The 24,458-nt window shown below is 46.0% G+C and carries 21 protein-coding genes; 3 read left to right on the forward strand and 18 right to left on the reverse strand.

All coding sequences use genetic code 11. The annotated features are described in order from the left end of the window. Nucleotides 1–16: 16 nt before the first annotated feature. The 8 genes from aspS to MKY95_RS26275 all read right to left on the reverse strand — a co-directional run bounded on the left by aspS (nucleotide 17) and on the right by MKY95_RS26275 (nucleotide 10,194). The gene (gene aspS / locus MKY95_RS26240; RefSeq protein ID WP_036616911.1) at nucleotides 17–1,795 is read right to left on the reverse strand and encodes an aspartate--tRNA ligase; all 1,779 of its coding nucleotides are present in this window, start codon (nucleotides 1,793–1,795) and stop codon (nucleotides 17–19) included. 213 nt (nucleotides 1,796–2,008) lie between these two features. Then, nucleotides 2,009–3,262 carry a histidine--tRNA ligase gene (gene hisS, locus MKY95_RS26245; protein WP_036616908.1) on the reverse strand — a complete coding sequence of 418 codons (1,254 nt, stop codon included), beginning with the start codon at nucleotides 3,260–3,262 and terminating at the stop codon, nucleotides 2,009–2,011. Nucleotides 3,263–4,074: 812 nt separating this feature from the next. Beyond that, entirely contained in the window at nucleotides 4,075–5,343 is a 1,269-nt protein-coding gene (locus tag MKY95_RS26250; protein ID WP_076320349.1) for a tetratricopeptide repeat protein, read from the reverse strand. 631 nt (nucleotides 5,344–5,974) lie between these two features. After that, the gene (locus tag MKY95_RS26255) at nucleotides 5,975–6,421 is read right to left on the reverse strand and encodes a hypothetical protein (protein ID WP_036616903.1); all 447 of its coding nucleotides are present in this window, start codon (nucleotides 6,419–6,421) and stop codon (nucleotides 5,975–5,977) included. 104 nt (nucleotides 6,422–6,525) lie between these two features. Then, nucleotides 6,526–7,032, reverse strand: a complete 507-nt coding sequence (locus MKY95_RS26260) for a type 1 glutamine amidotransferase domain-containing protein (RefSeq protein WP_036616900.1) — start codon at nucleotides 7,030–7,032, stop codon at nucleotides 6,526–6,528. Between the two features lie 266 nt (nucleotides 7,033–7,298). Continuing rightward, nucleotides 7,299–7,466 carry a hypothetical protein gene (locus MKY95_RS26265; RefSeq protein ID WP_179086564.1) on the reverse strand — a complete coding sequence of 56 codons (168 nt, stop codon included), beginning with the start codon at nucleotides 7,464–7,466 and terminating at the stop codon, nucleotides 7,299–7,301. Between the two features lie 76 nt (nucleotides 7,467–7,542). Continuing rightward, nucleotides 7,543–8,004 carry a D-aminoacyl-tRNA deacylase gene (gene dtd, locus MKY95_RS26270; RefSeq protein ID WP_076320348.1) on the reverse strand — a complete coding sequence of 154 codons (462 nt, stop codon included), beginning with the start codon at nucleotides 8,002–8,004 and terminating at the stop codon, nucleotides 7,543–7,545. A 12-nt stretch (nucleotides 8,005–8,016) separates the two neighbouring features. After that, a complete protein-coding gene (locus MKY95_RS26275; RefSeq protein ID WP_036616894.1) occupies nucleotides 8,017–10,194 on the reverse strand; it encodes a bifunctional (p)ppGpp synthetase/guanosine-3',5'-bis(diphosphate) 3'-pyrophosphohydrolase in 2,178 nt (725 codons plus the stop codon). Between the two features lie 373 nt (nucleotides 10,195–10,567). Between MKY95_RS26275 and uraA the strand changes: the two genes are divergently transcribed. After that, nucleotides 10,568–11,884, forward strand: coding sequence for a uracil permease (gene uraA / locus MKY95_RS26280; RefSeq protein ID WP_076320347.1), 1,317 nt, complete (start codon nucleotides 10,568–10,570; stop codon nucleotides 11,882–11,884). Between the two features lie 153 nt (nucleotides 11,885–12,037). On the opposite strand, the gene MKY95_RS26285 is transcribed toward uraA, so the two are convergent. From MKY95_RS26285 to MKY95_RS26310, 6 genes are all read right to left on the reverse strand, one after another. Beyond that, nucleotides 12,038–12,550, reverse strand: a complete 513-nt coding sequence (locus tag MKY95_RS26285) for an adenine phosphoribosyltransferase (RefSeq protein WP_017686780.1) — start codon at nucleotides 12,548–12,550, stop codon at nucleotides 12,038–12,040. Nucleotides 12,551–12,587: 37 nt separating this feature from the next. Continuing rightward, nucleotides 12,588–14,996 carry a single-stranded-DNA-specific exonuclease RecJ gene (recJ, locus tag MKY95_RS26290; RefSeq protein WP_047844085.1) on the reverse strand — a complete coding sequence of 803 codons (2,409 nt, stop codon included), beginning with the start codon at nucleotides 14,994–14,996 and terminating at the stop codon, nucleotides 12,588–12,590. 40 nt (nucleotides 14,997–15,036) lie between these two features. Continuing rightward, nucleotides 15,037–15,996 (reverse strand): cation diffusion facilitator family transporter, encoded by a 960-nt coding sequence (locus tag MKY95_RS26295; RefSeq protein ID WP_076320346.1) that lies wholly within the window; start codon nucleotides 15,994–15,996, stop codon nucleotides 15,037–15,039. A gap of 73 nt (nucleotides 15,997–16,069) precedes the next feature. After that, on the reverse strand, nucleotides 16,070–16,978 hold the full coding sequence (secF, locus tag MKY95_RS26300; protein ID WP_076320345.1) for a protein translocase subunit SecF: 909 nt from the start codon (nucleotides 16,976–16,978) through the stop codon (nucleotides 16,070–16,072). Then, entirely contained in the window at nucleotides 16,968–18,218 is a 1,251-nt protein-coding gene (gene secD / locus MKY95_RS26305; protein WP_076252966.1) for a protein translocase subunit SecD, read from the reverse strand. The genes secF and secD overlap by 11 nt, the downstream gene beginning before the upstream one ends. A 91-nt stretch (nucleotides 18,219–18,309) precedes the next feature. After that, nucleotides 18,310–18,549 (reverse strand): post-transcriptional regulator, encoded by a 240-nt coding sequence (locus tag MKY95_RS26310; RefSeq protein WP_036617497.1) that lies wholly within the window; start codon nucleotides 18,547–18,549, stop codon nucleotides 18,310–18,312. A 227-nt stretch (nucleotides 18,550–18,776) separates the two neighbouring features. Here MKY95_RS26310 and spoVB point away from each other — a divergent pair, with 227 nt between their 5' ends. Beyond that, on the forward strand, nucleotides 18,777–20,411 hold the full coding sequence (spoVB, locus tag MKY95_RS26315) for a stage V sporulation protein B (RefSeq protein WP_076320344.1): 1,635 nt from the start codon (nucleotides 18,777–18,779) through the stop codon (nucleotides 20,409–20,411). 3 nt (nucleotides 20,412–20,414) lie between these two features. On the opposite strand, the gene MKY95_RS26320 is transcribed toward spoVB, so the two are convergent. After that, a complete protein-coding gene (locus tag MKY95_RS26320; RefSeq protein WP_245838416.1) occupies nucleotides 20,415–21,173 on the reverse strand; it encodes a DUF421 domain-containing protein in 759 nt (252 codons plus the stop codon). A 183-nt stretch (nucleotides 21,174–21,356) separates the two neighbouring features. Between MKY95_RS26320 and MKY95_RS26325 the strand changes: the two genes are divergently transcribed. After that, entirely contained in the window at nucleotides 21,357–21,749 is a 393-nt protein-coding gene (locus MKY95_RS26325) for a TIGR04086 family membrane protein (protein ID WP_036616878.1), read from the forward strand. A gap of 125 nt (nucleotides 21,750–21,874) precedes the next feature. Here MKY95_RS26325 and yajC read toward each other — a convergent pair whose 3' ends face one another. From yajC to queA, 3 genes are all read right to left on the reverse strand, one after another. Further along, nucleotides 21,875–22,186 carry a preprotein translocase subunit YajC gene (gene yajC / locus MKY95_RS26330; protein WP_036616875.1) on the reverse strand — a complete coding sequence of 104 codons (312 nt, stop codon included), beginning with the start codon at nucleotides 22,184–22,186 and terminating at the stop codon, nucleotides 21,875–21,877. A 67-nt stretch (nucleotides 22,187–22,253) separates the two neighbouring features. Further along, the gene (gene tgt, locus MKY95_RS26335) at nucleotides 22,254–23,390 is read right to left on the reverse strand and encodes a tRNA guanosine(34) transglycosylase Tgt (RefSeq protein WP_036616872.1); all 1,137 of its coding nucleotides are present in this window, start codon (nucleotides 23,388–23,390) and stop codon (nucleotides 22,254–22,256) included. 35 nt (nucleotides 23,391–23,425) lie between these two features. Then, nucleotides 23,426–24,454: a tRNA preQ1(34) S-adenosylmethionine ribosyltransferase-isomerase QueA gene (gene queA, locus MKY95_RS26340; RefSeq protein WP_076252968.1), complete on the reverse strand. Its 1,029-nt coding sequence runs from the start codon at nucleotides 24,452–24,454 to the stop codon at nucleotides 23,426–23,428. Nucleotides 24,455–24,458 lie beyond the last annotated feature (4 nt).

Raw genomic sequence — 24,458 nt, forward strand, 5'->3', positions numbered from 1 at the left:
AGAATCGATGCCTCCTTTATTTCTTTTCCGCTACCGGTTTACGGGCTACACGGATGTGAAGTTGTTCCAATTGAGAGTCATCCACTTCAGAAGGTGCATTCATGAGCAGATCCGTTGCACTTGCCGTTTTTGGGAAGGCAATCGTTTCACGCAGATTCGTGCGGCCCGCCAGCAACATCACGAGGCGGTCCAAACCAAAGGCAATACCACCATGCGGTGGAGTTCCATATTCGAATGCTTCCAGCAGGTAGCCGAATTTCTCATTCGCTACTTCTGTAGAGAGTCCAAGGGCAGCAAACATTTTCTCCTGAACATCACGTTTGTAGATACGCATTGAACCGCCACCTACTTCATAACCATTGAGAACAAGGTCATAGGCTTGAGCGCGGATTGCACCTGGATCTGTGTCAAACAGATGTACATCTTCGTCTTTTGGACGAGTGAACGGATGGTGTTCTGCCACATAACGTTTCGCATCTTCATCATATCCGAGGAGTGGGAAGTCCACAACCCAAGCAAATTTGAATTTGCTGTCATCAATCAGACCCAGTTGACGGCCGATTTTCAGACGCAAAGCGCCCAGAACGTCAGCAACCACTTTTTTCGTGTCCGCGGAGAAGAGCAACAAGTCGCCATCTTCAGCACCTGTACGTTCTTTGACAGCTTCGATTTCTTCAGGCGTGAAGAACTTCACGATTGGCCCTTTGAACTCGCCGTCTTTTACTTGAATCCAAGCCAGACCTTTAGCACCGTAACGTGCAGCAAATGGTCCGAGATCATCGATCTCTTTACGACTCCATGTGCCACAGCCTTTAGCGTTCAGCACTTTCACTTCTCCACCTTTTTCGATGACAGAAGCAAATACTTTTACACCGCTGTTCGCTACGATATCGTTCATTTCAACCAGTTCCATACCAAAGCGCAGATCTGGTTTGTCTGAACCGTATTTACCCATTGCATCTGCATACGTAATCCGTTGGAAAGGCAGTTCCAGCTCAATACCTTTCGTTTCACGCAGCAATTTGGCCATCAGTTCTTCCATCATTGGCAGCAGGTCATCCTGTTGCAAGAAAGAAGTCTCGATGTCGACTTGAGTGAATTCTGGTTGACGGTCTGCACGCAGATCTTCATCCCGGAAACAACGAGCGATCTGATAATAACGCTCAACGCCACCAACCATCAGCAATTGTTTGTAGATTTGTGGGGATTGTGGCAAGGCGAAGAATTCACCTTCATGCACACGGCTCGGTACGAGATAATCACGTGCACCTTCCGGGGAGCTCTTAGTCAGGATTGGTGTTTCCACTTCAACGAACTCTTCTCCATCCAGGTAGTCACGGAACACTTTGGATGCTTTGGAACGCAGTTTCAATGTTTCGAACATTTCCGGACGACGCAGGTCCAGGTAACGATATTTCAAACGAAGGGATTCATCAACTTCGACACCATCTTCAATGAAGAATGGAGGTGTTTTGGCTGCATTGAGCACTTCGATTTCTGTGATTTGAACTTCAATTTCGCCAGTAGGCAGGTTTTTGTTAACTGTTTCAGCATCACGTTTAACGACTTTACCCGTTACAGCGATAACATACTCGCTACGTACGCGATCTGCGATTTGCAGAGCTTCACCGGAATAAGCCGGGTTAAAGACAACTTGTACAATCCCGCTGCGATCACGCAGGTCGATGAAGAGTACGCCCCCCAAGTCACGGCGGGTCTGAACCCAACCGTTCAATGTTACTGTTTCACCGATGTGTGCGGGTGTTAATGCGCCGCAATGATGACTTCTTTTCATAACCAAACTCCTCATTATGTGAATTTCCGTTCTGTATGGGCAGTTAGTGCCTGCTCTTCAACAGTCCGGTTACGTGTAGATCATGTATTCGAAAAGGCATGTTACCTCTGGCTCGCCAACTTCCGCTTAATTGGAAACGTCGGTGAACCTCAGTACTATTGCCGGATCAATTGTTTTACTTGAATGTTTAAGATTTAATGTAACACCTCATGCTTATTTACCTTCGCGAATTGCCTCTACCAGATCATCAAGCTTCACGGTTTGTTGCTCACCCGTATCCATCGACTTGAGGGCGATCTCACCACGCTCCAGCTCGTCATCACCAAGGATGGCAGTGTAGCGGGATTTGAAACGGTCAGCTGATTTCATCTGTGCTTTCATCTTGCGGCCCAGATAATCACGTTCCCCAGACAGTCCAGACTGACGAAGTTTGAACAACAGACGGTTCACTTCACGATCAGCTGCCTCTCCCAGAGCAACAAAGTACACATCCAGTGGAGCCAGCGTAGTGACCTCAATATTTTGGTGCTCCAGAATCAGTTGGATGCGCTCCAGACCAATACCGAAGCCGATGCCTGGCTGATCAGGTCCGCCGATATCTCCAACCAGACCATTGTAACGACCACCGCCGCCAACCGTATCTATTGCTCCAATACCTTGGGCTTTTAATTCAAACGCAGTCAGTGTGTAATAATCCAAGCCCCGTACCAGACGATTATTCACAGCATAATCTACTCCGAAATCATCCAGGTATGCCTGCAGCTTGGCAAAGTGATTCAAAGACTCTTCATCCAGGCTATCCAGTATGGACGGTGCCCCAACGAATTTGTCCTGATCGACTTTACAGTCGAGTACACGCAGCGGATTACGCTCCATGCGGGACTGACAGTCCTTACACAGGCTGTCTTTCATCGGTCTGAGGAACCCAAGTAACGTCTCGCGGTATTCTGCACGGCTGGTTGAGTTACCAACGGAGTTGATCTCCACTTTGACATCCTTCAAGCCGAGCTCGACGCACAACTGGTAACCTAGTGCGATTACTTCGGCATCAATCGCAGGGTCCAGCGCACCGATGGCTTCTACACCAAACTGGTGGAACTGACGCTGACGACCTGCCTGCGGACGCTCATACCGGAACATCGGACCGATGTAATAGAGCTTGCTCACATCCGGTTCACCGTAGATTTTATTCTCTACATACGCACGGACAACACCTGCTGTTCCCTCTGGACGAAGAGTCATGCTGCGATTGCCTTTGTCATCAAAGGTATACATTTCTTTCTCAACGATATCGGTAGTCTCTCCTACACCGCGTACAAATAAAGAAGTCTGTTCGAAGATCGGTGTACGAATCTCACGGTAATTAAACCGTCGACACAGATCTCGTGCTTTTTCTTCTACGTACTGCCATTTCTCGACAACTCCAGGCAGTAAGTCCTGCGTTCCAGTCGGTTTTTGAAAAGCCATCTTGATCCCTCCAGCATTGATTTTTTTCTCTAAAAGTTAAAAAACTCTACACGTGATCACTGCTCGGGCAGAACAACCTTACAATCGCTGTTATCCCCAGATTTTTTGAATTAATTTTACAATGTGGAAATCCGGTGATAGCATATGCTTCCGATGCAGCTTTCTTTCAGAAATCTTTTAGGCGAACGCTTCGCTTTTACAGGTTTTTTCTGCCCTCTCCGTTTTCGTGTATTTCTTTTAAATCAACTTATATAACAAAAAAATCCCTCGCCCTGTCGCTGTATATACAGCAAACAAAGGGACGAGAGATTGTGTAATATACATTCACCCGTGGTACCACCCACATTCCGGAAACCTGACACTTTAGCCGTTCAGGTGATCTCTGATGATTCAGGATTGCACAGAGCAACCTGATCAAGCAGATATTCCGCTCTACGTGTAACGCACGTCCTGCGCAGGCCAGCTACTGGTCACCAGATCATCTCTGCTGTGTTCGCCGTCTGTTCTCGGGGAAGTCATTCGTCCGCTCATCAAGAGAATCCTTACAGCCTTGGGATTCCTCTCTGGTCATGTGGGCACGGAGTACTTGGTCCCGTCATCAAATCAGTAATATTTTTAAATAGTATTATTTTATCATCATTACTTTTTCTGATTGTAATGAACCGCAGTGCTAAAGTCAAGGGTTAACACGAAAAGATAGCTCTAAAAAATTTTACTCACACGCTGCACCGGATGGGGGAGTGACAGAAATCACGGATAATAGAAGCTGGATTCATCATATGAATTCCAACTTCTATTCGCTTCTTATTCCTCTATTGTTGCAGCATCCACTTCAACAGATCCGGCGCGCTCGCCCATAAACGGGAATGCATAATGACATATTCAATCGCTTCGTCGGAGTCGCCCATGCCGACAAAGTCAGGGAGGTTATGCGGCAGCCGTTTCAAACCCAACAGGTAATCAGGCACATGTTTGTTCACACCCCGGGCCACACGGTACAGCATTTTGAGCTGGGAGGTGATTCCGTTTTTCTTATACTCCAGAATGATCTTGTCATAGGCAAAGGCCGTTGCGGCGTCACCTCTTCCATACTCCTCCAGCAATTGCTCTGCCTGATCCAATTGGTTGCTGTACAAATACACAGCAACGAGCAGGTAACGTGCTCCGGTATTGTCTTCCGTATTAAGCTCTAGCATATGCTCCAGAATCTGTGCTGCTTCTTTGGTATCTCCACCAAACCAGCAGGATTCCGCATAACTTTTGCATATCCGGATATAGGGACGAGTCTCATGAAGCCCCCAGAAGTCCCCTTTGTTCTCCTCAAAGAACAGTTCGCCCAGTTCACGTTTGCCAGCAGCGATTCCTTCCTTGAGGTAAGATCGTGCATCATTCTCATTGTCCGATTCCTCAGCTAGAATAAGATATGCATCAGAGCTGTCAGGATACATCTCCAGGGCTGTTTCCGCCAGATGTACTCTCCGTTTGGAAGAGCTCGTTTCCCTCGCCTTAGACAGCAGAGCCTGTGCTTTGTCTTTCGATGTGCCTGGACCGTTCAGCATCAATAGCTCGTCCGTTTCACCGCCCATGCCGTATTCTTCGATGTAACTATTCATCTCCTTAACCTTCCGGGAGATCGTGCCTGTCGTTACCTCATATTTATCAGCCAGCTCAGCCTTTGAGACATGGAAGCCGTATTCCTCGGACAGCAAATACTCAATTGCAGCAGAGAACGAGCCTGTCTTCTTCACAGTAGGGCGGGTCTGACGGGAGTAGCCGTTCCATAACACCAGAGCTTCCAAAATTACCTCGGGCTCGTATTGGCTCCTCATGTTCTCAATAGTCTGCAGGGCCAGCTGTTCGTGAGCCGGGTGCTCCCATTTCAAATCGCTTGCCACCATCTTTTTCAGCTTGGTCAAGGTCAGTTTGCTCTCAGGCTGCATGGAGGCTTCCCGAACCGGTTGCTCCGTTGATATTATCCCCAGTATGGATTCTACTGCAGAGGACTCCTTGTACAGACAACATTTCTTATATTTTTTCCCACTACCGCATGGGCATAAATCATTTCTTCCAACCTTACTCAAAACTAATTCCCCCTTAAATCTGTCTCTAGCCATTCGCATGAGAACTCTGTTGCTTTAGCATTGTAGGTGTCAATTCTCAAACGAGGCATTCTATATAACTTTCAAATTCCATCGATCAAGCAGAAACGGTTGCCCCGTACTTATATAAAAAAGGTGGGGCCGTTTCAGCGAGTATATGTTCATCTGGAATATGACGGATCACTCTGGCGATGAGTTCCTCATACTCTCTGTCATAGGATTGGATTCGTCTGAACCCAATCGCTGGAGCTAGATTTACCGTCCAATGTAGCCCAACTATGAAAACAATTCGCTGTAGAATATATAAACCCATCTCTCTATTCTAGCAAAAATTGAATAAAGGGGTAAGCTCTGCCCAAAACATACATATTCTCAGCTCAAAAAAAATAGCCTGCACACGGTGTGCAGGCTCAAAGGATATATAAAAAAAGGGGGTCATGTGTGTTATTATAAGCCCACTATGTTAAAGGCTTATGTATCTAATATTACAGTAATATTACAAAAATGATAGCGCTTTATAAATTAGTTTTTTAATATCCTCATGATCAAAAAGCCCTTGCACATCACTCGACTGTGTGGTCGAGCAGTGCAAGGGCCAAGAAGTATCTACACGTTAATTCAAATCTTCCACATAGGCATGATTGGAACGAAGCTTATGAACAATCTCGTCATAATCCTCATCCCTTACTTTGGCAGACAGAACATAATGCAGATCATCATAATCGGCCGAAGACACATCTGCAGCATTCAGCAGGTCTCCATCCTCATTCACTCTGTCACGAGTATCCCGTTCTGCATCACGGTCCACATTGGCTACTACAGGGATCACATTTTCGCTAGCTGGAACACCAGGGGCTGCACCTACACCCATTGCTCCGTTGGTGCCTACGCCACCTGCTGTATTATAAGGCACCAGTGGCACCATAACACGCGTGTCTCTACCTACCGCACTGTCCAGTTGACCTACTTCCAAATGCTCTGTACGGAAAGTCTGAAGTGAAGTTCTTGCTCCCTCTGCCTCGTCCTCGGTTCGAAAATACGCCTGAATATGTTTTGTCATGTCAAACCCTCCTTTTTCGGAATGAAATGCAACGTGAAGTTTCGTAACCCCACGATGTAACGTAGTTAAGATACATCAATATATGTCAGTTGCACTAGCTGAAGTTATATAACTTTTAGCAGTTCACGTACAAACGCTGGCTCATCTTCAGGTGTTCGGGATGTAATATAGTTTCCATCCACAACGGCCTCATGATCCTTGAACTCTGCTCCTGCGTTTACCATATCATCCTTAAGTGGTGGATAGGATGTAATGGTACGGCCTTTCAACAGACCGGCACTAGCCAAAATTTGCGGACCATGACAGATCGCAGCAATTGGTTTCTTCGCACTGTTGATCTCGGTGACAAACTTCAAGATATGCGCATCACTTCGCAAATTCTCAGGGGATGATCCACCAGGAATCACGACTGCATCATAATCTGAAGCGGAAGCATCACCAATCGCCTTATCTGTGGTATAGGAGGCCTTTCCTCCTTTACCTTTAAGGGTCTCACCGGCTTTTAATCCGATAATCTCCACTTCATGTCCAGCTTTTTTTACTTCGTCATACGGGACCTGCATCTCCGAATCTTCAAAGTCATTCGCCAATAAAAAAGCAACTTTACTCATAACGTATGTTCTCCTTTCCGTGTTCGAACTTTCTTTATAAAATCGGGTCTTGCAGTACATTGGCACTTCGTTGTGCCTCGTTTTGTTATTACCCTCACCAGAGCAATTTATAACAATTCAATGTAATTTCATTTTGTAACGAAGTCTTCAAACGAATAGTTAAAAAGATCAACTCACGACAAAAAGTCCTGATTCGGGAAGGAATCAGGACTTTTTCAAAATCTGTATAATCCAAATATCGGATGTTTATATCCCTGTGTAGACATTCAAGATCGCGGAAGATGACTCTGCTTCCCTTTGTCCGAATCCTGAAGTGCCCAGATCGTTGCAACATACTCAGCAGCCGAACGGGCAAGGTGCAATGATTCATACAGGTTGCCAGGGAGTAACAAAGGTTCTGAACTGGTACGTGTTTCTTTCGCAGATTGGCGCATAATTGGATGGATACTCCTTTGATCATGAAATGGTCATCAACGAATTATCCCTTATTATGGCCTGAACCCCATGGAATTATGCACGTGGTTCCTGACGAACCGGACTTTCAAGCATCAAAGTCACGGGTCCCCAGTTGGTAAATGTTACATCCATCATCGCTCCGAAACGCCCGGTTTCAACCTGGATACCTTTATCCCGTAGCAGTTGATTAAACGTTTCATATAACAGTTCTGCCGCTTCAGGTCGGGCCGCAGCCGCAAAGCTCGGACGCTTTCCTTTGCGACAATCTCCGTATAGGGTGAACTGGGAAACAGACAATACAGCACTGCCTACATCAAGCAGACTGAGATTCATCTTCTCCTGATCATCCTCAAATATCCGCAACCCACTAACTTTGTCAGCCAGATACTGGGCATCCTTCGCGGTATCCTCATGGGTAATGCCCACGAGTAGCATTAATCCGGATTCGATCTTACCTGTCAGCTCGTCTCCCACAGTCACCTGAGCCTCTTTACAACGTTGTACAAGCACCCTCATCTTACAGGCTCCTTACTGCATAATCCGATGCACCGAATAGACATCTTTCACACGTTTGATCCGTTCTACAACGGATTGCAGATGATCCGTATTACGAATCAGAATTGTGACGTGCACCAATGCTAATTTATTTTTATCTGTCCGTCCTGTAACGGCAGATATATTGGTTTTACTTTCAGATACAGCCTGAAGTACCTCGTTGAGCAAGCCATTCCGATCATGGCCTGTAATCTCAATATCCACACTGTAACTTGCTTCGATATTCTCTTCCCACTCGACCTCAATAACACGTGCTGCTTCCTCACCGTCTGCACTTGTCGGGATATTCGGACAGTCACTACGGTGTACGGAAACGCCGCGTCCACGTGTAACGTATCCGATAATGTCATCCCCAGGTACAGGATTACAGCAACGTGCGAATCGAACAAGCAGATTATCGATGCCTTTAACACGAATACCGTTGGTTGGACGATTTCTGCGCTCAGGCGCAGGTTTCAGCTCGCGCATCTCGGAATTTAATTCCAGCAAACTGGACTCTTCCTGCTCTTTACGCAGTTTTTCGGTTGCTTTGGTTACAATCTGTGCAGCAGTAATCCCACCGAATCCAACAGCCGCAAGCATGTCATCAATATCGTTAAACGCATATTTTTTGGCAGCTTCCATCAACTTGTCATCCGTCATCCACGCAGAAGGGTCAAGCCCCATACGCTTCAGTTCGCGCTCACAGCTCTCCCGACCTTTTTCAACGTTTTCTTCACGGCGTTCCTTCTTGAACCATTGCTTGATCTTCGCTCGTGCATGAGAAGATTTCGCAATTTTCATCCAGTCCTGGCTCGGTCCGTAAGAATGTTTGGACGTCAAAATTTCGATTATATCACCTGTCTTCAGATGATAATCGAGCGGAACAATCCGACCGTTTACTTTGGCACCAATGGTCCGATTACCCACCTCCGTATGGATTCGATAAGCAAAATCCAAAGGAACAGAGCCGATCGGCAATTCGATGACTTCTCCTTTTGGCGTAAATACAAATACCAGATCCGAGAAGAAATCCATTTTGAGTGACTCTACGAATTCTGATGCATCCTGTGCTTCGTTTTGAAGTTCAAGTATTTCACGGAAGAACGTAATCTTGTCTTCAAAATGATTTCCGTTCGCAGCGCCTTCTTTGTAGGCCCAGTGGGCAGCAATACCAAATTCAGCAGTCCGGTGCATATCCCATGTCCGGATCTGTACTTCCGTTGGTTCGCCATTGGGACCAACTACCGTTGTATGCAGCGATTGATACATATTCGCCTTTGGCATCGCAATGTAGTCTTTGAAGCGTCCAGGCATCGGTTTCCATAGCGTGTGTATAATTCCCAAGGTAGCATAACAATCCTTGATATTATCCACAATAATACGAATGGCAAGCAGATCATAAATTTCGTTAAACTGCTTGTTTTTGGTGGTCATTTTCTTGAACACGCTGTAGATATGTTTCGGGCGGCCCGAGAGGTCTGCCTGAATTCCCATCTCATCGAGCTTGTTCGTAATTCCATCCATAACCGTATCAATATATTGCTCCCGTTCCGCACGTTTTTTGTGCATTAGGTTAGCAATTCGGTAATACTGTTGCGGATTCAAATAACGGAGGGCGATGTCCTCCATTTCCCATTTGATTGCAGAGATACCCAAACGGTTTGCAATCGGACAGAAAATTTCCAGCGTCTCATATGAAATCCGGCGCTGGCTTTCTTCCGACTGAAACTTGAGTGTCCGCATATTATGCAGACGGTCAGCCAATTTAATCACGATGACACGGATGTCCTGCGCCATGGCGATGAACATTTTGCGGTAGTTCTCGTTCTGCTGTTCTTCCTTGGAGCGAAACTGAATACGTTCCAGCTTCGTCAAGCCGTCAACAAGCATGGCACACGTATTGCCGAAATGATTGCGGATCTCTTCAAGTGAGACCGTAGTATCCTCTACTACATCATGAAGAAGCGCTGCTATTATGGAGATGGTGTCCATCTGCATGTTCACAACAATGTCGGCAACCGCAAGCGGATGCAGAATATACGGTTCTCCCGATTTTCGCGTCTGTCCATGGTGGGCCTGATCAGCAAATTCGTAAGCTTCTCGTATGCGCACCAAATCGGGTTCTTTGATATATGCCCCGGCCTTCTCGAGTAATTGCTCTATGCCCATTCTGATCTGTTCCGTGTCCTTTCTATACCAAATGGAACCCGTGACAGTGCTGCAACACAGGTTCCCCGTAAAAGTAATTTCCTATAATTATGACGCTTCGCCCGTTTCCCGTCAACTGCTGACGAATAAGAGCGCTTATCCAATTTTTATATTGGTGATCTGAATTACTTCTATCTCGTTTCCCTATGACTCACAGGGGATTGGATGTATTTCTTATTTCTTATGTATTATTGCCGTTATTTGCTGAAATAGAAGGAAAATTCATGAAAATATTAATTCTATCGCTCTGTTACGTCAAAAATGTTATTGATTAATTAAGAGAAACTCTGTAATCTATTGAAAGTTTGTGTTTCGGAAAAGGAGATGAAATTCATTGCAACGCGAAATTCAGGTTAATCAAAAGATGCCACTTGGCTCAGGTTCACTGCTTAGCCTTCAGCATTTGTTCGCCATGTTTGGCAGCACGGTGCTTGTACCAAACCTGTTTGGTGTTGATCCAAGTATGATCCTGCTGATGAACGGAATTGGAACACTGTTGTACATACTGATGTGTAAAGGAAAGATTCCTGCATATCTCGGGTCCAGTTTTGCCTTTATTGCTCCTGTCACAATGGTATTAAAACAACATCCTGAGAATGGCTACTCCATGGCACTTGGAGCTTTTATCATAACAGGACTTGTTTTCTGTTTCGTGGCCCTCATTATTAAATTTGCGGGTACCGGATGGATTAACGTAGTCTTCCCACCAGCGGTTATGGGCGCCATCGTTGCTCTGATCGGACTGGAGCTTGTACCCGTGGCTGCCGGTATGGCAGGTCTGATTAACTCTGATCCTGTTGCCAACCCGAACTGGGTGCCGCAGGCCAAACCCATTATTTTATCCATGGCCACGCTTGGTATCACTGTCATTGGGGCCGTAACGTTCCGTGGATTCCCCAAAATCATTCATATTCTAATCGGTATTGTAGTCGGTTATATCCTCGGCTATTCTATGGGTCTGGTTGATAAACAGGCTATTGGAAATGCTGATTTCATCTCACTACCAACCGTAACAACGCCTACATTTGACTGGTCCGTTATTTTCACCATTTTACCTGTAGCGCTTGTGGTTATCGTTGAACATATTGGACATTTGCTTGTAACGAGCAGCATTGTAGGCAAAGATCTTTCGAAAGACCCTGGGCTTCATCGTTCCCTGCTTGGTAATGGGGTCTCCACCATTCTGTCCGGTTTTGTGGGATCAACTCCCAATACAACCTATGGTGAGAACATCGGTGTAATGGCCCTGACTCGCGTATACTCCACATATGTCATTGGTGGCGCAGCAGTCATTGCAATCGTACTCTCCTTCTCAGGAACATTCTCGGCGCTTGTAGCCAATATTCCTGTGCCAGTTATGGGTGGCGTATCCCTGCTTCTGTTCGGGGTTATTGCAGCATCTGGTCTGCGTATTCTGGTTGAACAGAAAGTCGATTTTGCCAAACCGACCAATCTGCTGCTTACTACACTTGTATTGGTCATTGGACTGAGTGGTACAGAAGTTACCTTCTATGGCGTTCATCTGAAAGGGATGGCATTGGCAACCATCGTCGGAATCCTGATGAGCTTGTTGTTCAAACTGTTTGAAGTGCTAGGTTGGTTGAATGACGATTCGCGTAAACAGCCTATCACTGAAAAAACGCCCGATTAATTTCCATCGTATACACATCAAAAAGCCTGTTCTCCCTAACCTTACAGTTGGAAGAACAGGCTTTTTGATAATCATTAATGCTGTATATTATTTCCCGGGAAACGGAAAAAACAATTCATGTTTCGTCACAGCGGTACATGTGGAGCTTTCAGCTTAATAATTCATCAATGTGAATACATCGATTTCTGGCAATTTAGCACGACCATTCAGATCAGACAGCTCAATCAGGAAGGCAGCTCCGACAACTTTACCCCCCAATTGTTCAATCAAGTTGATGGAAGTTGCAATCGTTCCACCCGTTGCGAGCAGATCATCAGCGATCAGGACATTTTGACCTTTTTCAATCGCATCTGTGTGCATCGCGAGTGTATCCTTGCCATACTCGAGATCATAACCAACTTCAATCGTCTCTCCAGGCAGTTTTCCACTTTTGCGAATCGGAGCAAAACCGACACCAAGAGCGTATGCCAGAGGGGCGCCCACAACGAAACCACGTGCTTCAGGTCCAGCAATAACGTCAATTTTGAGATCAGAAACCATCACTTTCAGTTCATTGATCGCATTGCGGTACATTTCTCCATCCTTCAACAATGTTGTAATGTCCTTAAAGCTGATTCCCGGTTGTGGAAAGTCAGGAATGACACGAATATAATCTTTAAAATCCAAAATAATCTCCTCCTAAAATAAATACACAAACTTCCATCTAAGATACGCCCTTCATCCGGGATATCATCCATTGTGTCAGTTGCGGTGTGGCTGCATCCAGCATCACCTGTTCTATCTCGGCCATATTTTCGAGCGCCTGATAGTGACGTGAAGCGGTTAGTTCACGCTTAGGCGGGTTATCCACAAACGCAATTTTGCCGTTATCACGGGTAATGAAGGATAACTCTTCGAATACATCCAACATCATCGTAATCATGCGCGGCGAACAACCACACTGACGACTGAGCACAGGAGTAATCTCTTGTTCCTCCACGGGTTCAGCTTTCCATTTCAACACCTGCATATAAATACGCTTAAAGAGTTCTCTGGAAGGCATCTGAAGGCGATCTCGGCGGTTGCCTGATCCGTGCAGAAGGATGATATTCTCAGCTCCACTGAACAAAGCCAGCATGGCATTAAGTTGTTCCGGGGTTTCCGGCGTATCAAACACAAATAACGTCCGGACTTGTTCCTGTCCATAATGCTGTGCAGCAGCATTACACGGAAATAACCCGACCTTTCTATCATATACCCAAAGGCAAGGTTCATACAATGAATTTCCCTCGGAAACATCTGTTTCTTTCCGAACAATAGCACCAACAGAACCAGATTTATATCGCAGATGCACCTCAAGTGAGCTCAAGAAATGTTTCATCGCATTTAATGGCTCGGCATTACCGCGCAAATCAAACACTTGGACCTGAGGAACATGAATGTCCTGAAGCATCAATTGAGGTTTTCTCATCCCATTCCATTCATTGATGGACAGTTCTCCCATCACATCAATAACGGAACCTGGGAGAAGAAAATCTGCTAACGCTCCCTTGCCAAAAGCGACGGTTTCCAGTTGCTGACCATCCTGTTCCAGAACCAGTTTCAGATGGCGTTTCTCTCGTCCCATTGTTCTGGTTTCCTTCACAGTTACACTTCTCAATACAAACCGTGGCGAAGGATTGCTCATTCCAAAAGGCTGCAATCTGTCGATCTCCTGGATCACTTTCAGCGGAACATCACTGATTCTGCATTCATCATCCGCAAGACGTTGAGGTACAAAGTCCTCTTCAGTTAATACAGATGCAGCAAACTCATTCAAACCAGCCTCAAGTTCCTCCAGCTGATCCCGATGCAAGGTCATACCTGCTGCTGCAGGGTGTCCCCCGTAATGGTCCATAGTGTGTTTATTGACTGTGAGTGCCTGATAGATATCCAAGCCCTCAATGGAGCGCGCAGAGCCCTTGCAGACACCGCTCTCTGGATCGATCCCAAGGATAAGTGTAGGTCGGTAATAACGCTCCAGCAATTTGGAAGCCACAATACCAACCACTCCAACGTTCCAGCCCTCACCAGCCAATACGATTACATCTGGAACGGATCCTGAACGAAGCTGTATCTTTTGTTCCAACTGTGCAGTTGCTTCTTGTAATATGCCCTCTACGACTTGCTGCCGCTCCCGATTCAATAGATCAAGCTGGCCCGCAAGCGTATGAGCTTCATCCAGATTCTCGGTGGTGAGAAGCGATACCGCTCTCCCGGCATGATCCAAACGTCCACTGGCATTAATACGAGGTGCCATGGCAAAGGCAATATTAATGGAAGTCACCTGACTCTGATCCACACCACTGATTTCCAGCAATGCACTTACACCAGGAAGACGTGAACCACGCATCGATTCTATTCCATAACTGACAATAACCCGGTTCTCCCCTTCCAAAGGCATCAGATCGGCAACGGTGCCGATGGCCGCAATCTCCATCCATTCACCGGGCACTTCCCCGATTAATGCCTGAGCGAGCTTCAAGGCTACTCCCGCTCCTGCCAAACCTTTAAAAGGATACGGGCATCCCGGAAGTTTTGGATTAATAAGTGTAAAGGCTTCGGGCAAAATTTCAGGCGGCTCATGGTGATCTGTCACAATGACTTCGATGCCCAGCGTGGCCGCATAGGCAATCTGTTCAACAGCACTGATTCCGGTGTCCACGGTAATAATCAATGAAACGCCTTGCTGATGCGCCCAATCCAACGCATGGTTGTGCAATCCATACCCTTCATTCGAGCGATGAGGGATATATATATCGTACGAAGCCCCAAGATGACGCATCAAATGGATCATGAGCGATGTGCTGGATACGCCATCAGCGTCATAATCCCCGTAGATCAAAATATGTTCTTCCCGCTCCAATGCCAGCTTGATACGTGGCACAGCTTCATTCATGCCGAGGAGCAGATAGGGATCATGCATCTGATTCAGGTCAGGATGCAAAAAACGTTCGGCCTCCTTCTCATTGTGCACTCCTCGACTCACAAGCAAACGTCCAACAAGGGGTGAAACGGAAAGCGCCTGCGAGAGTCCCGCAGCCGCCTCCAAATCGATATTCGGTGTATTCCACCGGTATTGCGAATAAAGCAATGATAACGCTCCTTTCCTGATCTACTGGACCCACGCTTCACTACTGAATTAATGTCGCTTCGTGATCGGGCAGTTCATGATTGGATTTATAGGGATAACCTGGATCATAAGGTATCGCTTGAATCTGTACTTCTTTCACATGACTGAAACGGGTGAGCAGTAATGTCTTGGCACGATTTGCAATCTCCTGTGCTTCCAGTATCGAGATCCTCGGATTCACACTAATGACCAGCTCAATCGTAACGTCATGTTCCTGTTCACGTGCAACCAAATGCTCAATGGTAATGATGCCATATACCCGCTGTACGGTCTCTTTAAAATCGGACGCTTCTTCCTGCTCCAGCTCCTGAACGAGTGAACCATAGACTGTGTCCACAATCATTCGGTAACCCTTGTGAAGCACAAAACAGGAAGCAATCAACGCAGCCGTGGGGTCCAGGTAGAGCAGCATGCTCAAACCCGTCTCTTCACCAGCCATCGATCCTATAATGCCGATTAACACGGTGAGCGAACAATAGAGTGCACGGCGATGTTGCTGTGCATAGGCCAGCGCCTGAGACTGGTTTCGTTTACGGAAATATCTGTACTGAAATTGAAAAATCGCTTCTTTCACAGCCAAAGCTGCAACAGCCACCAAAAGTACCGACTTGCCGGGTGCTTCCGGTTCACTTCCGGAGAGACTACCCAATGCGGAGATCGCAAGCTGTAATCCACCCATTAGAATCAGCACAGATAACAATACTGAGATTCCGGGTCTAGCAACACTTGAATGTTCTTTATACCGTCCCCTGCGAGCCTTGCTCTTATCGCGTACAGACTTGGAGGGAAAGAGACCAGCCAGGGCAGAACCAGCTTCAGTAGCAGAATACAAGCCGTCAGCGAGCAATGATTTGCTGTTTGCCATATAACCGACTCCCGCTTTGATCACCGCAAGTCCCATATTACCGGCAATACCGCTCCATGTGGCAGCCTGAACAGATGGGATATGTTCTCTGGTCATGAATATTCCCCCTTAATTCTGTACATAAAGTTGCAAAACCGCGCCTGGCAGACGCGGCTTCACAATAAGATGTTTAGTTAGATTCTTTAGCTACTGTTTTTGGCTTATCCACTTGTTTACCTTTGAGCATCAGCCATAGTGGAGCGGCGATATAGATTGAAGAATATGCACCAAACAGTGTTCCGATAACCATCGCAAGCGAGAACATGCGAATGGATTCTCCACCAAATATGAACAAACAGATTGAAGCTGCAAACACGGTGAATGTTGTATTCAGGGAACGTGTCATCGTTTGAGCCAAACTGCGATTGACTACCTCACGCAAGTCGGCTTTGGTTGTCTTTTTGGCAAAACGCAGATTCTCACGAATCCGGTCAAAGATAACGATCGTATCGTTGATCGAGAACCCGACAATAGTCAATACTGCAGTAATAAAGGTCAGATCGACTTCCAAACGGAAGATGGAGAACACACTTATTACGACAAATGCGTCATGGAAGAGTGCGATAACCGCAGCCAAACCAAAGCGCCACTCAAACCGGATCGCAACATAGATCATGATCCCGATACTTGCAATGAGTACCGCGTAGATCGCGTTGCGCTCCAATTCTTTGGCCATCTCTGGATCAACGGTATTTACTTCATAGGAAGCCGATGCATCCAGTTTGCTAAATTCCTGTTTAAATTTGCTCTCTTGGGTCTCATCCAGTTCATTGGAGAAACGAACATTTACACGGTCAGCCCCCGGTGTAATGGTAACATCACCCTCATCAACACCGATGTCCTTAACGATAGGTTTAATCTGCTCCGCTGTGATTGCTTTGGATACCGAGATATCCACATTCGATCCAGCACGGAAATCAACGGCATAATTCAAACCCAAAGCCAGAATGCTGATGATCCCCGTAATCGTCAGAATAATCGAGAAGATATAGGCAATCTTACTACCTTTAACATAATCATAATTCCAATTAAAGCGCACGAATTTCACTCTCCTTCACTCCGAAGTACTTAGGCTTCTTCAACACGTTAGCCCGTACGAGCAGGGTCAACAGGAAGCGGGAGAAGAAAATATTCGTGATGATACTGGTGACAATATCAAAGATCAGCACGAGTGCAAAACCTTTAACCGCACCTGTACCCAGGAAGAACATAACAGCGGCCGCAATAATGGTAGTGACATTGGAGTCAATGATTGTACGGAAGGAATGTTTGCTCCCCGCTTTAACCGATGACAAAATCGACTTACCACTTCGCATCTCTTCCTTAATCCGTTCGTACGTGATGATATTGGCATCGACCGCCATCCCTATACCCAGGATAAACGCCGCAATACCTGGAAGGGTAAGTACGAATTCTCCCATATAGAAGATTGCAAGTACCAGCCACGTATGTGTGATCAAGGCAAAACTCGCAATAATACCAGGAATGCGATAAAGCCCAATCATGAACACTAGAATAATAACGGAACCAATCAATCCCGCTTTAATGGTCTGATCCAAAGAAAGCTTACCAAGTGTTGCACCAACACTTTGTGAATACTTCTCTGTAAGTTTTAGTGGCAATGCACCCAGGTTAATGGTGTCACGAAGCTGGTTTGCTTCGTCACGTGTGTAAGCACCCGAAATCTGAGCGGAACCATCTGTCAACTGTTGTCTAACGGTTGGAGCAGATAACAGCTCATCGTCCAAATAAATCGCGAGAGGTTGTCCGATCAAACGTTTGGTAATCTCGGAAAATTTGGCTTTGTCTTTCACTTGAATGTCAATCATCGGCTCATTCAATTGAGTGAACACAACTTTGGCTGCATTCTCAACAAATTCATTTCCGCGAAGCTCAATTTTGGTGTATTCGCCTTCCTTGTCGTTCTCAGCTTTACTACGGAAGGTCAAAACAGCCGGTTCTTTCATTTTGGCTCTAACTTCAGCCTCATCCGTAACCCCTGCCAACTTCAATCGAATCCGGTTGCTTCCTTCAGTGGTTACCTCCGGTTCGCTTGTTCCGAGCGCATTGGCGCGGCTTTCAAGACTTTTGGCCGTTTGCACCAAAGATGCTTTGGTGACTTGTTGACCTGCTTCGAGCGGCTCTGCTTCATATAAGATCTCGTAGCCTCCCTTTAAATCAAGGCCCAAGCGTATATTTTTGAGCAGTTCCGGGCTTGTTCCCACCATTACCCCTGTGGTGACAAGCACGACCAGAATGAAACTGATAATTCTTTTCATGCCGTTCCTAGATCCCCTTTCGTTCTCAATATTCCTATTATAGCGATGCCGTAAAAAGCAGTCAATTTTCAACAAAAAAGATCCCTTTCGTCTAGAAAGAGGACCCCCGGTATGCAGACACGGTCATAAAGTTCATAAAGCTTGTTGCTTTCAGTGACAAAATGTCGTTCACCAGCTGGTGAAGCGGTGGAATGCCCTGTTTTTCATATTTATGACTGACGCAATTCCAGACATCTTTGCTGGTGACATATTCGTAACCGACAAGCCTTAATTCTTCCGCTTTGCTACGGCAGAGCATCTCTATTGACTGTTCCAACTCCACATCATTCATTTCTTCCAACGGGGAGCCTCCCTTCGTACATCCAAGCCTTTATGCGGCATCAATATTACATGATTCGACTTCGCCTGATCATATTCCTTCTTGCTGAATATGGTTCTTTTTGTTAATCGTGTCCAAGTTGTCATGAGAAGATAAAGGACTGGCATAGGATGAAGAACAACGGCTTTGTCCCGTTTATGTTGATAGCCTGTACTTTCAACCGGGAAAGAGGGGTAGTCTTGAAGAAACAGACATTTATTCAGGGGGCCATGATCCTGCTCGCGGCAGGCATAATTAATCGAATACTTGGTTTCATCCCGCGCATTGCGCTGCCACGAGTCATTGGTGCAGAAGGTGTTGGCATCTACCAATTGAGCTATCCCTTTTTTATCGTACTGGTGACATTAATTACGGGTGGTATTCCGCTCGCCGTAGCCAAGCTCGTAGCCGAAGCTGATACCGGTGCCAATCGTTATTCCCCCCAGCGAATCCTGCAAGTAAGCTTAAGCTTTACGTTGACCTTGGGTGTAGTATTCATGTTTTTATGCATCCTATTTGCACCCTGGGTTACCAAGTACGTGCTCACAGATGAGCGGGTATACCATACGTTCGTTAGTATGAGCCCCATGATTGCCATTATCGCCGTATCTGCTGTCTACAGAGGGTATTTCCAAGGTAAGCAAAACATGATGCCTACTGCCATTTCATCCATTGTTGAAACCATCATTCGTATCGTCTGTGTCATTTGGTTTGCCTGGCTTCTCCTCCCCCACGGTATTGCCCAAGCTGCTGCTGGTGCCATGCTGGGAGCGCTCGTTGGAGAATTCGGCGGTATGCTTGTACTCTTGTGGAAGTATAACAGGCAGAAGAAAGAGTTACCGCTCGCTATGCAACAGAACATGTCCAATCTCACAACCAAACCTTCAGCCATACCTTTAAACCCAATACCTTCAGTTCTGAAAGAGGCGGGTACTCCACAGCCCGGATTAATCCGGCGTTTGCTTGCAATCTCTATTCCTGTTACAGCAGGCCGATTGGTTGGCTCCTTATCCTATTTGGCCGAAACCATCGTTACTGCCCAGAGTCTGGCTCTGGCAGGCATATCCAAAGGGCTCGCTACAGCACAATATGGTGCATTACAAGGTATGATTATTCCTTTGCTGCTGCTGCCGGGGGCACTAACCTCATCGCTCGCGACATCACTTGTGCCTTCACTGTCCGAAGCTTCTGCTCAGGGAGATCGCGCACTGATTCACAAAAGAATGCATCAGGCATTACGCTTGGCACTTGTGACAGGTGCTCCGTTTTCCGTGTTTATGTATGTGCTTGCCGAACCGATGTGTCTTGTTCTGTATAATGATGCATCGATCGGAAGCATGCTGAAGCTAATGGCTCCTTTTGCTTTGTTCATTTATATTCAAGCTCCTCTTCAAGCTGCATTACAAGCTCTTGACCGTCCGGGTAAAGCATTGCTAAATACGTTTATCGGTGCTGTTATCAAAATTACGTTGATTTTAACGCTTGCTTCCCGGCCTGAATATGGCATCTTCGGTGCAGTCATCGCCATCTGTGCGAATTCTACGGTAGTTACCCTGTTACATGCCCAAAGCGTACGCAGTCTGCTACAGTTCCGCTTCAAAATGATGGATTGGGTCAAGACGGGTGCAGGAATGTTTATTATGGGAGCAGCAACCCTACTCGTATACGAAGAGACTGCCATGATATTGCCTTTTTGGGTGAGGATGCTTCTCGCTCCTTTTGTCGGGCTTATCGTGTATTTCATCGTCATGGGCTGGACCAAAATGATTGACTTTCATGATCTGTCCCGTGCTCCTTTAATTGGTTCATGGTTCAAGCGCCGCTCAGGCAAATGATTTTCATTTTTTATCATCTTTTGGACTGACATATATCTTCCCATTGTGGTCAATGGAGCATATAAATACATCTTTGAAATCCATAATTCCGTTCTGTTGAATTTGATTTTTCAGCCAAAATCTCGTTTTCTGGATGATCTCCAGATTCTGATCCTGGACCTTTCCGTCCATAATTAAGGGGAGTGGCAGACCTTCATATTTGATATTTGGAAATCCGTCAATCTGATTTTTCTCTGTTTTGGATTTACCGGAAGAAACCCCTTCTGAATCAGAGCCGGAAGAACTGCTGCCGTTAGAAGTATTCTCATCCTTGGGAAAAACGGTCAGCTTGCCTGTGGTCTCCAAAATAGCGAAATCAACCTCACCGATACTGTCTACATTCTGTTCACGGAGTTGTTGTAATAGATCATCCAGATTATATCGTTGCTTCCGCATCTCATCCCGGTGAAGAACGCCTTTGGAGATCAAAACAGTAGGTTTCCCATCAATCATCAGGCGAAGACGCCGACTTTTAAGGCCTATAAAGGCCATTCCGATCTGTACAATGATCAAGGTAAGCATGGGGGCAATCCCGTGAGAGAGCGGTTTATCAATATCTTCAATGACAAAAGCAGCCATTTCAGCAAGCATAATGGAGACAACAAGATCAAACATGGATAGCTTACCAATCTCACGTTTACCCATAACCCTCATTGCACAGTACACCAGAAAGTACATGAGAATGGTTCGAAAGATATGTGATCCGACATCTGGGAAGTTCACAACAGGGGTCCTCCTTCGAAACTGAGTTTTTAACAGTTAGCTGGGTAGTGCAATCCCTATTTTGACCTGAACCTTACATGCTCATGCAGAAATAATCCGTTCATTTAATGGAAAACAGTTCATAAGTCCGAAGGCTTGACCATACACTGTATTAACTTATAACTTGTACAAGGGGGTTGCTTCATGCAATTGATCCGCCGCTTGGTTTCGTTTCGAGTGTCCAATCCGATTCTGTCAGGCCTCTGTCAGGCTTTTGTATGGATGTTTATCGGGGCATTTATTCTCTCCTTGTTTCTCTGGATGAGCGGAATGCGGGAACAGGACCTCTCATTGTATACCTATGTTGTTCATGGCTTGTCATTATTGGTTGGTGGTTTTGTCGCAGGCAAACGTTCTGGTGAAAAAGGATGGTACTACGGAGGGATTACCGGAATCGTATATGGACTGCTTGTGCTGTTGATCGGATTTCTCGCGCTGGATGCTTCGTTTAATTGGAAGGATAGTTTACAACTGCTTAGCGCGTTCTTCATTTCAGCTCTCGGTGGCATGTTCGGTGTTAATACGCATCGCTCCTAACTGACTGGTAAAGAACATCGACCTTCCCTCATAAATCAAAAAAGAGAACCGGGTCTCCAAGGAGATCCGGTTCTCTACTAGGGAATACGCCACAAACGCACCCTCGTTATTCTATGTTACAGTAACTATTCAACAGCCGTATCACGAGCTACAGCCGTGCTGATTGCATTACGGTCAAATGTAAGCTTAGTTACATCGTTTACACGCAATACAACCACATCGTCCGTAATCTCAGCGATCGTACCGTGAAGGCCACCAATCGTTACAATTTTATCGCCTTTTTTCAATTGGCTTAGCATGGAATTCCGTTGCTTTTGCTTTTTGTTCTGTGGACGAATCATTAAGAAGTAGAAAATCGCAACCATGAGTACTAAAGGTACAATCAAAGATACGATCCCACCGCCTTGCGCTCCTGCTAGAGGCATTCCTTGAAACATTCAAACTCCCCCTTATCGACTATACATACAGATATTGCTTGTTACGCCGGTTTCCTCAAAAACTCAATCAGAAACCTTTGTCATTGTCATGAAGACCATATTGATCGAAAAATTCATCCCGGAAATCAAGCAAACGATCTTCCATAATGGCTTTACGTACATTACGCATCAGATTCTGCAAGAAATGAAGATTATGGATCGTTGTCAAACGCAGGCCAAATGTTTCATCTGCTTTGATCAAATGACGCAGATAAGCTCTGGAATAGTTGCGACAAGTGTAGCAATCACATTCAGGGTCAAGTGGCCCAAAATCAGTTGCAAACTTGGCATTGCGAACTACCAGACGTCCTTGGCTGGTCATCGTTGTTCCGTTACGGGCAATCCGAGTTGGCAGAACACAGTCGAACATGTCCACTCCACGAATTGATCCCTCAATCAACGCATCGGGCGAACCTACCCCCATCAAATAACGTGGTTTATTGGATGGCAACAAAGGTAACGTATAATCCAATACACCATACATCAAATGTTTCGGTTCTCCAACACTCAGTCCACCAATAGCATACCCCGGGAAATCCATGGAAGTCAAATCTGCGGCGCTTTGACGGCGAAGATCTTCATGCATGCCTCCCTGTACGATGGCAAACAGACCTTGGTCATGCGGACGAGCGTGACTTTCGAGACAACGTTCTGCCCAGCGGCTCGTTCTTTCGAGTGATTTTTTTACATATTCATATTCAGCCGGATACGGTGGGCATTCGTCAAACGCCATCATAATATCGGAGCCAAGTGCATTCTGGATTTCCATCGCCACTTCAGGAGAAAGGAACTTCTTGTCTCCATTCAGATGAGAACGGAAGTTAACGCCTTCTTCCGTAATCTTGCGCATCTCGCTGAGAGAAAACACTTGGAATCCGCCGCTGTCCGTCAGAATTGGACGATCCCAGTTCATGAATTTGTGCAACCCGCCAGCTTCACGGATGATTTCATGTCCTGGTCTCAGAAACAGGTGATAGGTATTACTCAAAATAATCTGAGCATCCATTTCTTTCAACTCTTCAGGGCTCATTGTTTTGACAGTCGCCTGTGTACCTACTGGCATAAAGGTTGGTGTCTCAATAATACCGTGAGGTGTATGTACACGTCCCAGACGTGCACCGGATTGTTTGCAAGTTTTGATATGTTCATACGTAATTGCTGCCATTGGTTTTAATCATCCTCTAAAAGTTAATCGTTATACTAATATATCAACATGGCATCGCCGAAGCTGAAGAACCGGTATTTCTCTTGGATGGCTTCCTCATATGCCTGCATAATATGTTCCCTGCCTGCTAGTGCACTAACCAACATAACCAACGTGGATTTCGGGAGATGAAAATTCGTAAGCATCCCATCGATCACTTTGAAGGAATAGCCCGGATAGATGAAAATGCTGGTCCATCCGCTGCTCGCTTGCAGTATTCCATTTTCAAATTTGCTGCCTACCGTTTCCAAAGTCCGACAGCTCGTTGTCCCAACCGCAAAAACACGGTGTCCATTCGTTTTAGTCTGGTTAATCAGATCTGCCGTTTCTTGTGACAAGGAGTAATACTCCTCATGCATAACATGATCTTCAACAACGTCAACCGACATTGGTCTGAATGTTCCCAGTCCTACATGAAGCGTGATGAAGGCCACATTAACACCTTTGGCACGAATCTGATCCAACAATTCATCCGTAAAGTGCAGTCCCGCTGTAGGTGCAGCCGCCGATCCTTCATGCTTGGCATACACGGTCTGATACCGTTCGCGGTCATCCAATGTCTCCTTGATATAAGGTGGCAACGGCATCTCACCCAGACGGTCCAAAATCTCTTGGAAGATTCCATCATACGTAAACGTAAGCGTACGTGCCCCCATCTCGCCCTCTTCTTCAATGATTGCCTTGAGTTCATCACCGAATACGATGACTGAACCGGCTTTCAGCTTTTTACCCGGCTTAACCAGTGCTTCCCACTTGTCGCCTTCCACATTTTTGAGCAATAACACTTCCGCTTTTGCTCCGGTATCTTCTTTTGTACCGAACAGACGGGCTGGTAGAACACGTGTATCATTCAGAATCAATGTATCACCGGGATTCAGAAAATCGATAATATCAGGAAACGTTTGATGATTAATCTCACCACTATCTTTGTTCAAGGTGAGCAAACGGGATGCCGTGCGATCAAGCAACGGTGTCTGTGCTATCAATTGCTCTGGTAATTCAAAATCATATAAGTTCACATTCATTTAG

The organism is Paenibacillus sp. FSL P4-0176, from assembly GCF_037975265.1.
GTDB lineage: Bacteria > Bacillota > Bacilli > Paenibacillales > Paenibacillaceae > Paenibacillus > Paenibacillus amylolyticus.